Here is a 15,248-nt window from a genome sequence, read left to right on the forward strand (position 1 = left end):
CTCCACTACATCTTTCCTTTTCTGATCACGCTGTTCTTTTATCGTAGCCATGGAAAGCAGTATACACTGCCAATACTTTCGGAACGATTAATATTTAGCAAGTGGATGCCTCATCCAGACGTCTTTCCAAGGGCCAAGCCCTTGGGCGTGCCTAACAGCTTCTCTCGCCATATCAAGATAGGCGTCGTCTTCTGTCCCCCCTGGGTTGATGATGAGATAGGCGTTTACACGCTGTTGTAATTCTTTTGAGACTCTTTTCTTTTCATCGATAGTGTAGTCCTTACGAAACTTGACGTACCATGCATCTGCTGTGTGTTGGCGAACACGCTCGCTGAACATGCCAAGAAAAGCAGCTCGCATACCGGAGTCTTGATCGAGGAAGAATCTGACTTTCTCTACACCATCAAACAATTCTTTCAGCAATCCAAAATGGGCATACATCGTGTAGTCGTTATGAATTTGCACGCCAAACTTAGGCAATTGAAGGCCGTCACTGACTTCCTGAATAGCTTCGATCTTGGGTCGCGTAGTGGCATCTTCATATGATTCGAGGATCATATGCTTGAGCTGAGCATTGTCCTCAAGCTTTCCCTGCACCATATGTTCTGGTACGGCGATCTCCAGAATTCGAGTTAGTTCTTCGGCGTTAAACTCAAATCCTCTGCGGCGCTGAATCTGAACAAGTTCATTGAATAACTGATCGATACGTGCATTGGCCTCTCGAAGCTTCTTTTTGTCCTTCTTTGAATTGGCAATTCTGAACGATTCATTCTGGGCCAGAGCGTAATCAAGTTCAGTCCAGACGTGCGCGGTGTCCCGGTAATCACGCGGACCTTCATACTCGCCTTTCTCTTTTGCAACCCTTTCGACTTCATCGAGCGAGGTGTCGGGGTCGTAATTGATATTTACGGGGAAGACATAGCCAGAAGTGTTATCAGCTGTTCCAATTCCAAGAAATTGTGTATTGCGACGATTCCTGTTGCTCGACCAATTAACTGTATACACCTGCCTGTCAGTACTTAGGTACAGTCGGTCAAGATCAAGGCTTTTCAGCTGTCCTTCTCGGTCGCCGATAAAGGCCATGCATTGTTCGTGAATGAAGTTGATCTTTCGGTATACGGTATCAGGAGAAACCTCAGCCATCTCAACGATCCGATTGATTGGTGTCTTGTTGACCAGCATCCGAAAGATTTGGGCGTTCTTGTGCTTTTCTCTTTGGCGGTGAGTCGAAGTCTTGGCATAAGAGAAGGTCTTGTGGCAGCGCTTGCAACGAAATCGTGGGTTGCCTGAGCTTGTCTTTCCGAATGATGCGTATTCATCCGGATAGGAAAAAACGCCTCGCTCATGATTCTTACAAGCTGGGTTCTTGCACGAAGGTTCGTTGTAGGGAAGCAGATAGGAGCCTAGGCGCTGGTATTCAGCTTGGATCGCGACGTTGCTCTTAGGGGGAAAGATCTCTCCGCAACCTTTGCACTTAAAGCCAGGTTCATTGCGCCCCAAGCCACTGATGGCGTAGTTAGGGTCTCTGTCTTTGCTTGGACCCTTGCCAGTCCGTGTACCTTGTTTTGCAGGCACACCATAGTTTTTGCAAACTGGATTCTTGCAGAAGTTAACCTGCAAACCGTCTGCTGCACGCGGCACCCTTAGCGGGGCGTCTTCATCAGGTAAAATGTCTACCGGTTGATCAACCGGGGCCATAATATGTCTCCCCGCATCGGAATCACCTCCAATACGGGGAGATTATAGAATGAATAGAGAACCCGTCAACAGATTAACCGAATGGCTCTGCCAAATGGCCGGGCTTTTTTTATCCTCTGACTTTACTCGCGCGCGCCCAGCTACACATCTGCTACCCTTTCTTCCCCAAACACAGGGCGGCTAAGCAGCACATTGAGCACAGATCACAAAAGCAACCAACGCATCCTCCGGGCGGGTGAACGCGCCGCTCACTATTTCACCGAGGGTTACTGCTGTTCCGAGGCGATCATGCTCGCCATGAGCGATGTTTATCCCAACGGCGCCAAGGCCGAGATTGCCGGCGTTGCCAGCGGATTGTGTGGTGGCATGGGCAACAAAAAAGCCACCTGCGGCGTCTTCACCGGCGGGGCGGCGGCACTCGGGCTGGTAGCGGGAAAAGCTCCGCAGAAAGGCGGCAACAAACAGATCCGGGAATTGGCCTCGCGCTACCACGAGACACTAGAACAGGAGGCCGGCGGGCAGATCTGCGAAGAGATCCTCAAGCAGATGGGCATACGTAACCTAAACAAACGCCTGTGCAGAAAACTGACCCGTCGCGGCAGCGAACTACTGGCCCAACTGATCGAACAGAGCGAGCTATCAACGCGCACCAACTCAGATAAATAAAAACCTGCCGGCAGGCAATGCTCCAAAAAAATAATTTATAGCCGTGATAAAAAAGTCTTGCTAATTTAGTATTAGCTTATATACTACTCATCCATCGAGTCACTGAGACCGACAACCTAAACAACAAGCTTTTTAACTTTACTTAACAGGCAATCAATCATGAAAAAAATCATCGCTATCGCTGCTCTGATCGCTTCCACCCAGGCCAACGCTTTCTGGGGTTTCAACGACAACAACGGCATGTTCGACGGCATGGGTGACGGAGACATGGCCTTCAACATGAGCTTCTCCGGTAACGCTCGCGGCAACGCCAACAACAGCTACCGTGGTTACGGCTACAACGCTCCCTACGGTTACGGCTACGCCCCCTACTACGCACCTGTCGCTCCGATGGCTCCGACTGCACAGCCTGAAGCTGCAAAATAAGATCGGGGCTCCTCCCTCCTGATCGAAAGGGCGCTCATTGCGAGCGCCCTTTTTTATTGCCTCAAGCCCATCACCAAGCTACACGCTTTTTCACGTCCGCTTCACTGAGTGAATCCGAACGTCTTGAGCACCAAGGGCCGTTCAGTTCGATCTTTTAACGAACTTGGTCAGAATGACGATCTGCTGTCCATTCACACGCCCCTCAATCTGCTCCGGATTATCCGCCACCAGCGAGATACCACGCACAGCCGTGCCGCGCTTGGCGGTAAAGTTCGCCCCTTTTACGTTCAGATCCTTGATCAGGGTTACCGTGTCACCCACCTCCAGCAGCGCGCCGTTGCTATCGAGATGTCTGACGTCAGACTCGTCGTTCTCACCTTCACCCGTCGCCTGCGCCCAGGCCAGGGTCTCCTCATCCAGATAGAGCATATCGAGCAGCTCCTGGGGCCAGCCCTCACCGCTCAGGCGGGCCAGCATCCGCCAGGCCATCACTTGCACTGCCGGCACCTGGCTCCACATGCTGTCGTTCAGACAACGCCAGTGATGCACATCGACCCTATCCGGGTTTTCGATCTGTTCACTACAGCTGTTGCAGATCAGCACACACTCATCGACACCACCAGTTGAGGTAGGCGGCACGGCATAGACCTCCAGCCCCTCCGTTGCGCCACACAATTCACATTTCGATTCGCTACGCGCGTGTAATGCCTTCTCTGTACTCATCTATTTCGACCGTTCAAAAGGAAAAACCCATTATGCCAAAAGGACGCGGAGCTGGCTGGAATGACCTTGAATGCCTGTCAGGGGACAATGCGGTTCAGTCTTCGCCAAGCGTCTGGTCGATCAGTTCGATCCAATGCTGCACCGGCTGTTCAGAGGCGGAGCCGAGATGGAGCTGACACCCCACGTTGGCGGTGACGACCCGCTCGGGATCATCGCCGCAGAGTGCCGCCAGCTTGTTATCACGCAGACGTCTGCTCATCTCCGGCTGGAGGATTGAATAGGTGCCTGCCGAGCCGCAGCAGAGGTAGCTATCCTTTGTGGTCGCCAGATCGACACCAAGACGGGTCAGAATCCCCTCCACCACGCCAGGTAGCTGCTGGGCGTGCTGCAGGGTACAGGGGCAATGCACTGCCACCTTACCTGGATCGACCTGCAGCTTGAGTAGCGTGAGATCCTCAGCCTGCACCACCTCGCTCAGATCCTTTGCCAGCGCAGCAACCCGTACTGCCCGCTCCGCATAGTGCGGATCGTTGGCCAGCAGCCCACCATACTCCTTGATCATCGCACCGCAGCCAGAGGCGGAGATGACGATCGCCTCAGCGCCTGCCTCGATCTGCGGCCACCAGGCGTCAATATTGCTGCGCACCTGGTCAAGGCTGTCCCGGTGGGCACCCAGATGGTAGTCGACCGCGCCGCAGCAACCCGCCGCTGGCGTCGCAACCAGCGAGATGCCGAGCCGGTCGAGCACCCGGGCGGCGGCGGCATTGGTATTTGGTGTCGTCACCGACTGGACGCACCCCTCCAGCAGCAGCATGCGGCGCGGATGGCGTAGCGCAGGACGAAGTCCGGCAGACTGTTTGACTGGCACCTGCCGCTGCAGCCCGACGGGCAGTAGCGGAAGCAGCCACTGGGCGGGGCGCAGCAGAGCGGCAAACCGTTTCGGATAGGGCAACACTCTACGCAACCCCCAGCGCTTCAGGCGATCAATCACACCACGTCCGACCCGCTTTTCGGTGATCTCCCTGCCGATCTCCAGCAGCCGCCCATAGCGCACCCCGGAGGGACAGGTGGTTTCACAGGCACGACAGGTGAGGCAGCGGTCGAGGTGAAGCAGGGTGCATTCACTGACCGGCTCCCCCTCCAGCAGCTGTTTGATCAGATAGATACGCCCGCGCGGGCTATCCAGCTCATCCCCCAGTAGTTGATAGGTGGGACAGGTGGCGGTGCAGAAACCGCAGTGGACGCAGGCACGCAGGATCTGCTCTGCCTCCTGACCCTCAGGGGTTGCCAAAAAGGTGCTAAGAAGAGATGTCTGCATCAGAGTTCCCGGTAGAACCGGCCGGGGTTGAAGATGCCTTGAGGATCGAAACCCCGCTTCAGATGACGCTGGAGCTGCATCACCGCCGGAGGCAGTGGATGGAATACCTCGCCACTGCGATCACCGCCACGGAACAGACTGGCGTGGCCTCCAGCCTGACTCGCCATCTGTCGAATCGACACGGCATCCGCATCAACGCGCAGCCAGCGCTGCGCCCCACCCCAGTCGATCAACTGCTTGCCGGGAAACGCCAGAGGCGGTGCGGCAGACGGCAGGGAGAGGCGCCACAGCGGCAGCGTCGACTGGAAGAAGCCGTAACGCTGCTCGCGCATCTGGGTCCAGAAATCGACGCCCTCAAGCCACTCCCCACCAAGCCGATCAGCGCCAGCGCGCACCGCTGCCGGTGCGCCGGAGAGACGCAGATAGAGCTGCAATCCATCATGGCAAGCGGCGCTGATCGGCAGCGGCTGAGCCACCCACTGGTTCATCAGTCGGATCGCCTGCTGCGGTGTCTGCTCCTGCACCAGGGTGATCTCCTGTTCTGGACGCGGCAGCACCCTGAGGCTGACATCGAGGATCAGTCCGAGAGTGCCCATGGCACCGCACATCAGCCTCGAGATGTCGTAACCAGCAACATTTTTCATTACCTCGCCGCCAAAACGCAGCCGCTCACCCTGGCCGTTGATGATGCGAGTGCCGAGCACAAAGTCACGGGCCGCCCCGGCGAAGGGACGACGCGGCCCGGAGAGACCACAGGCGATGGTGCCGCCGAGGGTGGCGGTCTCGCCAAAGCGGGGCGGCTCGAAGCCGAGCATCTGCTCCTGCTCCGCCAGCGCCGCCTCGAGCTCGACCAGCGGAGTGCCGGCGCGGGCGGTAACCACCAACTCCTTCGGCTCATAGTTGATAATACCGCTGTGGCCACTGATCTCCAGCGGGGTACCGCTCGGCTCACGACCATAGAAGCGCTTGCTGCCACCGCCGCGCAGCTCCAGCGGAGTGCCGTTCGCAATCGCCTCGCGCACCGCCTGCACCAACGTTTGAGTCAGATCGCACATCTCACCCCCCCGCGCCGGCCCGGGGCAGTCAGGGTGTCGCTGCCGAGGCTCTTGTATTCGGAGCAGTGGCGTGGCTGGGGGATCGCCTTGCCGGGATTGAGCAGCCCATCGGGGTCGAAAGCACGCTTCACGGCGCGGAACTGCTCCAGCTCCGCCGGGCTGAACTGCACGCACATCTGATGCAGTTTCTCGTGACCCACCCCGTGCTCGCCGGTGATGGTGCCGCCGACCCGCACGCTCAATTCGAGGATTTCAGCCCCCAGATCCTCTGCCCGTTTGAGCTCGCCGGGCTGGTTGGCATCGAATAGGATCAACGGGTGCAGATTACCGTCGCCGGCGTGGAAGACGTTGGCCACCGCTAAACCGTAGTGTTCGGAGAGGCGGCTGATGCCAGTCAGCACCTCCGCCAGGCGTTTACGCGGCACAGTGCCGTCCATGCAATAGTAGTCGGGGGAGAGTCGTCCCACCGCCGGGAAGGCCGACTTGCGCCCCTTCCAGAAGAGCTGCCGTTCCGCCTCATCACGGGCAGTGCGCACCTCGGTTGCCCCGGCTTGCAGCAACAGATCATGGACCAGTTTGAGATGCACCGAGACCTCTTCGTTGTTCCCATCCAGCTCGCAGAGCAGGATCGCCACTGCATCTTTTGGATAACCGGCATGGGCGAACACCTCGGCAGCACGGATCGCCAGGCCATCCATCATCTCCAATCCGGCCGGGATGATACCGGCGGCGATGATCTCCCCCACCGCATCGGCGGCCAGGGCCAGATCGTCGAAGGCGGCCAGCAGCACCTGGGCCCGCTCGGGGGCCGGTAGCAACTTCACCACCACCTCCACGACGATACCGAGCATCCCCTCGGAACCGTTCAGCAGCGCCAACAGATCGTATCCGGGAGTGTCGAGCGCGCCACTGCCAAGAGTGATCAGCTCACCCTCGGCGGTGACCAGCTTCAACTCCAGGATATTGTGTACGGTGAGACCGTACTTCAGGCAGTGGACCCCGCCGGAGTTCTCCGCCACATTGCCGCCGATGGTACAGGCGATCTGCGATGAGGGATCGGGGGCATAGTAGAGGCCGTGCGGGGCAACCGCCTGGGAGATCGCCAGGTTCCGCACCCCCGGCTCGACCCGTGCGGTACGTGCCAGCGGGTCGATCTCAAGGATTCGGTTGAACTTCGCCAACCCCAGCAACACCCCGTCAGCCAGTGGCAATGCCCCACCGGAGAGCCCAGTGGCGGCACCCCGCACCACCACAGGCACCCGCTGTTGGTGACACAATCGCACCACCTGTTGCAGCTGCTCCAGCGTCTCCGGCAGCACCACCAGCAACGGCATCTGCCGGTAGGTGGGCAAGCCGTCGCACTCATAGGGATGCAGCGCCTCGGGCTCATGGATTAGCGCCTCGGCGGGCAGCAACGTCTTCAGTGCAGCCAGCAACTGCGCCTTTTTTTGTTCTCTCTGTTCAGCACTCATCGCACATTGCTGTCACTCTTCCTGGGGACTCGTATTAGGTCGGGCTGCGCCCGACATTAGCCTTGGTTTCAATCAATGACACCAAGCGGCCACGGGCCACCCTAAAGCCCAACCCATAATAAATGAGTGATAAGGATACCGTTTTGCCCTTACAGAGCGGGAGCACAACACCCCAACAGTTCTCAGGGTCTTATCCCTCCCTGCCACCTCGGGCGCCTCCCCTCACCGGCACAGCTATAACCTTTTATTTAACCTATGATCACAAAAAATTAGTTCAGCTTATGGTTGTGATTGGCTATGCTGCCAACCATCCGACAGCGAACAGAGACCGCACTGGAGTCATCATGAGCGCCAATACCGATCAGTATCTCATTACCGAAGAACCCTACTACCAGCCCCAGGGGGACGAGGTCGCCCTCTATCAGGCGGCTTACGAGGAACGCCTGCCAGTGATGGTGAAAGGCCCCACCGGCTGCGGCAAGTCCCGCTTTATCGAGCACATGGCCTGGAAGTTGGGCAGGCCGCTGATCACTGTCGCCTGTAACGAGGACATGACCGCCTCCGACCTGGTCGGCCGCTACCTGCTCGACGCCGACGGCACCCGCTGGCTCGACGGCCCGCTCACAGTGGCCGCCCGCATCGGCGCCATCTGCTATCTGGATGAGGTGGTTGAGGCGCGCCAGGACACCACCGTGGTGATCCATCCCCTCACCGACCACCGCCGCACCCTGCCGCTCGACAAGAAGGGCGAGGTAGTCACCGCCCACCCCGACTTTCAGCTGGTGATCTCATACAACCCCGGCTATCAGTCGCTGATGAAAGACCTCAAGCAGTCCACCAAGCAGCGCTTCTCCGCCCTCGACTTCGACTACGCCCCGGCCTCGCTGGAAGTCGGCATAGTGACCAAGGAGACCGGCATCGATGAAGCGACCGCAGGCAAGCTGGTGAAGATCGGTGAGACCGCCCGCAACCTGAAGGGCCACGGCCTCGATGAGGGTATCTCCACCCGTCTGCTGGTCTACGCCGCCCAGCTGATCAAGCGCGGCATCGAGCCGATCGCCGCCTGCCGCATGACCCTGGTGCGTCCGATCACCGACGACGCCGACATCGTCGCCACCCTGGACCATGCTATCGACGCGGTCTTCGGCTGATTTTCTATTCAAGAAACGAATGAAAATATAGCCACGCATTAATGCACATCACCGCAAATAGAACGCGAATAAACCATTTATTTTCCCGTTTGCGAAAATTTGCGGTAATTAGCGTCTATTCGCGCCTTAATCAAGCCCAGATGGTGGGGGTAATGAACGCATGAGCATCAGCGAAGTCGAACTTAAAGATTACCGCGATCAACTCGGCTGCGGCTTCGAGCAGCTGGACCCGGTCTTCGGTGACTGCATGGAGGAGGCCCAAGCCCTGCTGAGTCCGGAAGGGGTCGATGCCTACCTGGAAGGCGCTTCGATGGCCTGTAAGATCGGCCGCGGCGTGGAACCGGTGATCGTGTTCTTGGAGGAGATGCCCCAGGTCGCCGCCAGGGTTGGCGAGGCGGTGCTGCCGCTGATCTCCCAGACCGTCTGGAAGATATCTCGCACTCCCAACGGCAAGTCGATCCTGCCATTTCTGCAGGTGTTGCCAGAGGCGAGCCGCCGCCTCGGCAGCCGAGAACTACTGACCAGTTTTATCGAACTGCTGCTCGACACAATGAACCGCACCACCGGTTCGATCCACGGTTTCCACACCACCATCCCCAGCCCTTCGCTGCCCGACCTGCTGAAAAAGATCCCCTATCTGCTCAGCCAGCTCTCCTTCGAGGGGCTACACAACTGGATCGACTACGGGGTACGCAACTACACCAGCCATCCACAGCGCCAGATCGACTACTTCAGCCTGCAGTCCGCCGACAGCCGTGCCATTCTGCAGCGGGAGCGTCACGGCACCCTGTTCTACGACAACGAGCGCAAGCTTGACTACTACATGAAGGCGCTGTGGGAGCGCAAGGCCCAGCTCGTCCCCTACTCCGAGGGCTTCGACGAACTGCGCAAACCGATGCCCTACTACGACCCGCTGGGCATTCGCGTCCCCGACGTCTATGACGACCTCAACGGCGTCAGCGGCATCAACCGCTATCGCGCCCTGCTCGCCCACGTCGCCGCCCACCAGACTTGGACCCGCCAGGTGGTGGCCGACAACTACAGTCCGTTCCAGCGCATCGCCATCGAGATGTTTGAAGACTCGCGGGTGGAGTATCTGGCGATGCGGCGCTACCCCGGACTGCGCCGATTCTGGCAGGCGCTGCATCCGAAACCGATCGAGGACGACTGCGAGCCGGAGAAGGAGTCCTGCATCCGCCACCGTCTGGCAATGTTCTCCTACGCCCTACTCGACCCCGACCACGGCTATCAGAACCCCGACCTGCTAGCGTTCGTGCAGCGCTTCCACGAGATCATGGCCCAAGGCGAATCGAGCACCAAGGAGATCGCCGGCCTGGCCATCTCCTACATCGCCCGCACCCGTCGCCAGGCCGATCTCACCGCCAACGTCTACTTCACCGACACCGAGGTCAGCTACCGCGACGACAACCGCCACATGTGGATCTTCATCGAAGAGGGCGATGAGGAGGAGATGTTCGACGCCGAGTCGAAGCGCAAGCAGTCCGAGGAAGAACTGGAGGGTCTGCCACCCCGCCACTACCCGGAGTGGGACTACAAGAGCAAGACCTACAATCCAGACTATGTCAGCCTCTACGAGAGCCTGCACTCCGGTGGTGCTGCCACCGAGATCGACGCCCTGCTGGAGAAACACAAAAGCCTGGCCAAGCAGCTGAAGCGCCTGCTCGACCTGCTCAAGCCCCAGCAGTACGTGCGCATCCGCTATCAGGAGGAGGGCTCAGAACTCGACCTCGACGTGGCGATCCGCTCCCTGATCGACTTCAAGGGCGGCGCCCAGCCCGACACCCGCATCAACATGAGCCACCGCCACGACGGTCGCGACCTAGCGGTGATGCTGTTGATCGATCTCTCCGAATCGGTGGACCAGATCCCCGCCGGCTGCGACCAGTCGATCCTGGCGCTGAGCAAGGAGGCAGTGACCCTGCTCGGCTGGGCCATCGAACAGCTCGGCGACGCCTTCGCCATCGCCGGCTTCTCCTCCAACACCCGCCACGAGGTGCGCTACCAGCACATCAAGGGCTACGGTGAAAAGTGGGACGAGCAGGTCAAGGGCCGCTTGGCCGCCATGCAGGCGGGCTGGTCGACCCGCATGGGTGCAGCGATCCGCCACGCCAGCCACTACCTGGCGGCGCGCAAGGCCGACAAAAAACTGATGCTGGTGCTCACCGACGGCGAGCCTTCCGACATCGATGTGCAGGACGACCGCCAACTCATCGAGGATACCCGCAAAGCGGTGCAGGAAGCCGACCGGGAGGGGATCTACACCTACTGCATCAACCTCGACCCCAAGGCCGACGAGTATGTGAAAGACATCTTCGGCAACCAGTACACCGTCATCGACCACGTCGACCGGCTGCCCGAACAACTGCCCAAGCTGTTCATGGCGCTGACCAAATAGATTCTGCGTAGCCACTCCCGACGGAACATTCACCGAATCGCCTTTGTCCACCCTCCCCCGTAGCAGCGCCGCTGGCGGTACTGCTACAAACGGAGTGCTGATTTCATACGGCAATCGCCCCGGAGTGTGTATAATCGGCGGCTTTCCATTTCAGAAGTCGACCTTCAGGTCAAGCTGTCGCATGCAACACGAAACAGACGATCTACGCATCATTGCGATCAAGGAGCTGAGCACACCGGCTCAGGTCCACGAAGAGCTGCCGATCACCGAAACCGCCGCCGAGACCGCCTTTGCGGCGCGCCAGGCGATCCACAAAATCCTGCACGATGAAGACGACCGCCTGCTGGTGGTGGTCGGCCCCTGTTCAGTGCACGACCCGGCCGCAGCGGTGGATTACGCCCGGCGCCTGCAGCCACTGCGCGAAGAGCTGAAGGATGATCTAGAGATCGTGATGCGGGTCTACTTCGAAAAGCCCCGCACCACCGTGGGCTGGAAGGGACTGATCAACGATCCGACCCTGGACGATCGTTTCGAGATCAACACCGGGCTGCGCCTGGCGCGCAAGCTGCTGCTGGAGATCAACGAGATGGGGATCCCGGCGGGCACCGAGTACCTCGATCTGATCAGCCCGCAATATCTTGCCGACCTGATCAGCTGGGGCGCGATCGGCGCGCGCACTACCGAGAGCCAGGCCCACCGCGAACTCGCCTCCGGCCTCTCCTGCCCGGTTGGTTTCAAGAATGCCACCAACGGCAGCATGAAGGTGGCACTGGATGCGATCCGCTCCTCGTCACGACCGCACCACTTCCTGTCAGTTACCAAAGACGGGCGCTCCGCAATTTTCTCCACCAAGGGCAACGAAGACTGTCACGTGATCCTGCGCGGTGGCAGCCGTCCCAACTACGACTCGGAGAGCATCAATATCGCCTCCGACGAGATGGAGGCGGCCGGCCTGAAGCCACGCATGATGGTCGACTTCAGCCATGCCAACAGCCGCAAACAGCATGAGCGTCAACTGTTGGTAGGACGCGACGTAGCGAGCCAGATCAGCCGTGGCGACAGCCGTATCATGGGCGCAATGATCGAGAGTTTTCTGGTCGGCGGCCGGCAGGAGCGGGACAGCACCCGCGAGCTGACCTATGGTCAAAGCATTACCGACGCCTGCATCAGCTGGGACGAGAGTGAACCGTTGTTGCGGGAACTCGCCGCAGCGGTGCAACAGCGGAGGCAAGTCGTGAAGAGGGTCTGAGAAAAGCGGCTGGAGTCGGGGGACAATAGGCCTATAATCAGAACAGACCCCTTCCGTTGCGATCAGCACGCAAGATTGGCTGGCTCCAAGCGTAACAGTAACCTCGGCCAAGCTCCGTGTTACAGGGAAGGTATTAACCATAGGATCCCTTAAGAATGCCTGACCAAGCGATCGAGATGTTGATCGTATCGAATGCGATGTCTGAAGCGGAGAGCTACCTCTCCGCCCTGCGCAATGCAGGTATGGCCGTTCATCTGACACGTATCGATCAGGATACCAAGGCCTTCCGCAAGACCATCGACTCCGACACACCCTTCGACCTGCTACTGCTGACCACCGGGGGCGGCAGTCCCGATATCGACGTTGCCATCGGCATGATCAAAGAGGCATCGCGCGAACTTCCGCTGATCGTCCTGCAAGATGTAGAGTCCTCTGAGTCAAGGGCCACCCTGCTGGCCCAGGGCGCACGGGACGTGGTGAACCGTAAGGATACCGAGCACCTGACACTGGTGGTGCAGCGGGAGTTCGACAGCCTCACAATAGGTCGCCAACTGCAGACGCTTCGGCAACAGTTGAAGGAGACCGAGGCACGCTGTGAAACCCTGACAGCCAATTCACGCGACGCCATCGCCTACATCTATGAAGGCATGCACGTCAAAGCCAACTCTGCTTACCTGGAGATGTTCGGCCAGCTCGGAGAGGAAGAGATCGAGGGCATGCCGATTCTCGACATGATCGCCCCCGCCAACATCAAGAAGTTCAAAAAGCTGCTGCGCCAGCTCTCCAGCGACGCCCACCTCTCAACCAAGCTGGAGTTCAACTGCCTACACGGCGACGGCACAACATTCAATGCCCTGCTCGAGTTTTCACCGGCCAGCATCGATGGCGAACCCTGCACCCAGCTACTGATCCGCGACCAAACCAACAGCAAAGAGCTGGAAGAGAAGCTGCGCCTGCTCACCACCCAGGACCTGCAGACCGGACTGAGCAACCGCCAACACTTCATGGACCTGCTCGAAGAGACCGCGCGCCACTTCGCACAGGAAGAGGCCGCGCAGACCCTGCTCTACATCACCCTCGACAATTACCAGGATATCCGCAGCAAGGTCGGCATCGCCTCCTGTGACCAGATCCTCGGCGAGGCCGCCGAGATTCTCCGAGAGAACATCAACCAGGGCGACTTGCTCGCCCGCTTTGGCGACCACACCTTCACCCTGCTAACCCAGGAAACCGATCCGCAAAAGATAGAGGCCCTCTCGCGGCAGATCTGCCAAGCGATCAAGACCCACAAGTTTCAAGGCAGTGAGCACTACTCAGGCCCCACCAGCAGCATCGGCATCGCCTACGCCTCCCCGGAGATCAGCGGCGGGCACGATTTCCTCAATGTCGCCTACCACGCCTGTGAACAGGCCCGGTTGAATGGCGGCAACCAGTTCTACTCGGTCGAAACCCCGGCGGAAGATGATCTGGATGATGACCTGAACGGTAACGAGGCAGACCTCAGTCACCTGATCGAATATGCCCTGAGCAACGACCAGTTCCGCCTGGTCTATCAGCCCATCGTCAGCCTGCAGGGCGACACCCGCGAGAACTATGCGGTACTGATCCGCCTGCTGGACCAGAATGGCGAGGAGATCCAGCCCAACTACTTCCTGAAACAAGCTGAGGAGATGGGCAAACTGCCGGAGGTGGATCGTTGGGTGATACGCAATGCAATTGCAGAACTGGCACGACAGCGTCGCCAGGGGCACAAGATCAACTTTTTCATCAACATCTCCGGCGTCACCCTCGCTGACGACACCCTGTTGCTGTGGATCTGCGACTGTCTGCGTGAGTTCGAGGCGAAAGGCCCTTGGGTGGTGTTTCAGATTAAAGACGAGGAGGCCCGCGCCCATCTCGCCCAGGTGCAGAAACTGAGTGAGGGGTTGCAGAAGATCAAGTGCCAGCTCTCCATTGACCACTTTGGTCTGGCGCCAAAACCGGAGATGCTACTGCGCAACCTGCCCGTCAACTATATCCAGTTCGATCCGATGTTTGTTCATAACATCGCCAGCGACCAGAAAAAACAGGACTCGCTCAACGAGGTCAACAAGCTCGGCCAGCAGTTTGATATCAAGACCGTGGCCACCGGAGTGGAGGATGCCAACAGCCTAGCGGTGCTCTGGTCGATCGGTGTCAACTACATCCGCGGCTACTTCCTGCAGGAACCTGATCAGTCAATCAACTACGACTTCTCCTCCCACTAAGGAGCCTCTGAATAAGTCTTGGCTGCACAGATTGCTGATGAAAATGCGCTGATTGGAGGCGCAAATCGCACGTAAAGCTACCACTCCCTGCTCACGCACCTCCCCTACATCCCTGTAAAGGATAGTCAGCTATTGCGAAGGTTTGCAACGAAAAAGCAGCGTATTTTGGCAGCACGATGTAGGTCCATGACTTATTCAGAGGCTCCCTAACAAAAAAACCCGCGATCCTTCCGGAAGCGGGGCTCTTCTGTGCACTGCAGACAACCATTCACCAGGGCATAAAGGAGTTCCAGAAGGTCATGGGCCGGGCGGCATCGTTGATGCTGTAGTTCATCGAGCGCATGTCACGCTGCATATTGTAGGTGCTCGATGTCATTGACTTCATCGACTCATCCATCGAGTCCATGCTGGTCAGTATCGGCTCCAGGGTGCGGACGTCCTCAGCCATCGAGTCGATACTCACCGTCATAGTGCGTACATTGGCCGATAATTGTCCGACACTGTCACTCATCGACTGCACATTGCTGGCAATGATACTCATGTTGGAATCAACACTGAGCGCCAGAAAATGCACATCCTTGGCCAGACTGAAGATCAGATAGAAGCCGTAGGCGGCCAGCAGGATGAAGGCGAACAGCGATGGATAGACGATCAGCTCCCAGCGGCGGGCGCTGGTCTCAAAGGCCATCGAGAGACGATCCATCGAGTAGCGGGGATCCGGTCCGGCAACCACCTCGCTGCCCGCCTGCTGCTGCGGACTGGTCGCTGTATCCTGCTTAGCTTCTGATTCAGCCATACAACTCTTCTATCGACACATTAAGGGAACGA

General features: G+C 58.5%; 12 protein-coding genes. 6 read left to right on the top strand and 6 right to left on the bottom strand.

Going from position 1 to position 15,248, the window contains the following annotated elements; genetic code table 11:
* Positions 1–87: 87 nt before the first annotated feature.
* Positions 88–1,698: a hypothetical protein gene (locus Ga0074115_RS13075; RefSeq protein ID WP_157292778.1), complete on the bottom strand. Its 1,611-nt coding sequence runs from the start codon at positions 1,696–1,698 to the stop codon at positions 88–90.
* A 192-nt stretch (positions 1,699–1,890) separates the two neighbouring features.
* On the opposite strand from Ga0074115_RS13075, the gene Ga0074115_RS13080 reads away from it, so the two are divergent.
* The gene (locus Ga0074115_RS13080; protein WP_082626974.1) at positions 1,891–2,364 is read left to right on the top strand and encodes a C-GCAxxG-C-C family protein; all 474 of its coding nucleotides are present in this window, start codon (positions 1,891–1,893) and stop codon (positions 2,362–2,364) included.
* A gap of 159 nt (positions 2,365–2,523) precedes the next feature.
* Entirely contained in the window at positions 2,524–2,790 is a 267-nt protein-coding gene (locus Ga0074115_RS13085; RefSeq protein ID WP_057957372.1) for a sulfur globule family protein, read from the top strand.
* A 141-nt stretch (positions 2,791–2,931) separates the two neighbouring features.
* Here Ga0074115_RS13085 and Ga0074115_RS13090 read toward each other — a convergent pair whose 3' ends face one another.
* From Ga0074115_RS13090 to Ga0074115_RS13105, 4 genes are all read right to left on the bottom strand, one after another.
* Positions 2,932–3,513 carry a PhnA domain-containing protein gene (locus tag Ga0074115_RS13090; protein WP_060528598.1) on the bottom strand — a complete coding sequence of 194 codons (582 nt, stop codon included), beginning with the start codon at positions 3,511–3,513 and terminating at the stop codon, positions 2,932–2,934.
* Between the two features lie 94 nt (positions 3,514–3,607).
* The gene (glcF, locus tag Ga0074115_RS13095; RefSeq protein ID WP_057957120.1) at positions 3,608–4,831 is read right to left on the bottom strand and encodes a glycolate oxidase subunit GlcF; all 1,224 of its coding nucleotides are present in this window, start codon (positions 4,829–4,831) and stop codon (positions 3,608–3,610) included.
* On the bottom strand, positions 4,831–5,886 hold the full coding sequence (gene glcE / locus Ga0074115_RS13100; protein ID WP_057957121.1) for a glycolate oxidase subunit GlcE: 1,056 nt from the start codon (positions 5,884–5,886) through the stop codon (positions 4,831–4,833). Before glcE ends, glcF begins: the two co-directional genes overlap by 1 nt.
* Positions 5,874–7,358, bottom strand: coding sequence for an FAD-linked oxidase C-terminal domain-containing protein (locus tag Ga0074115_RS13105; protein ID WP_057957122.1), 1,485 nt, complete (start codon positions 7,356–7,358; stop codon positions 5,874–5,876). The genes glcE and Ga0074115_RS13105 overlap by 13 nt, the downstream gene beginning before the upstream one ends.
* Before the next feature lie 344 nt (positions 7,359–7,702).
* Between Ga0074115_RS13105 and Ga0074115_RS13110 the strand changes: the two genes are divergently transcribed.
* From Ga0074115_RS13110 to Ga0074115_RS13125, 4 genes are all read left to right on the top strand, one after another.
* Entirely contained in the window at positions 7,703–8,509 is an 807-nt protein-coding gene (locus Ga0074115_RS13110; RefSeq protein WP_057957125.1) for a CbbQ/NirQ/NorQ/GpvN family protein, read from the top strand.
* 160 nt (positions 8,510–8,669) lie between these two features.
* Positions 8,670–10,925 (top strand): nitric oxide reductase activation protein NorD, encoded by a 2,256-nt coding sequence (locus tag Ga0074115_RS13115; RefSeq protein ID WP_060528599.1) that lies wholly within the window; start codon positions 8,670–8,672, stop codon positions 10,923–10,925.
* Positions 10,926–11,106: 181 nt separating this feature from the next.
* Entirely contained in the window at positions 11,107–12,174 is a 1,068-nt protein-coding gene (aroG, locus tag Ga0074115_RS13120; protein ID WP_005960017.1) for a 3-deoxy-7-phosphoheptulonate synthase AroG, read from the top strand.
* 155 nt (positions 12,175–12,329) lie between these two features.
* Positions 12,330–14,420, top strand: a complete 2,091-nt coding sequence (locus tag Ga0074115_RS13125) for an EAL domain-containing protein (RefSeq protein WP_060528600.1) — start codon at positions 12,330–12,332, stop codon at positions 14,418–14,420.
* A 268-nt stretch (positions 14,421–14,688) separates the two neighbouring features.
* Here Ga0074115_RS13125 and Ga0074115_RS13130 read toward each other — a convergent pair whose 3' ends face one another.
* On the bottom strand, positions 14,689–15,216 hold the full coding sequence (locus Ga0074115_RS13130; protein WP_006474585.1) for a hypothetical protein: 528 nt from the start codon (positions 15,214–15,216) through the stop codon (positions 14,689–14,691).
* Positions 15,217–15,248 lie beyond the last annotated feature (32 nt).

The sequence above is a fragment of the endosymbiont of Ridgeia piscesae genome (assembly GCF_001443665.1).
In the GTDB taxonomy this organism is placed as follows: Bacteria; Pseudomonadota; Gammaproteobacteria; order Chromatiales; family Chromatiaceae; genus Endoriftia; species Endoriftia persephonae.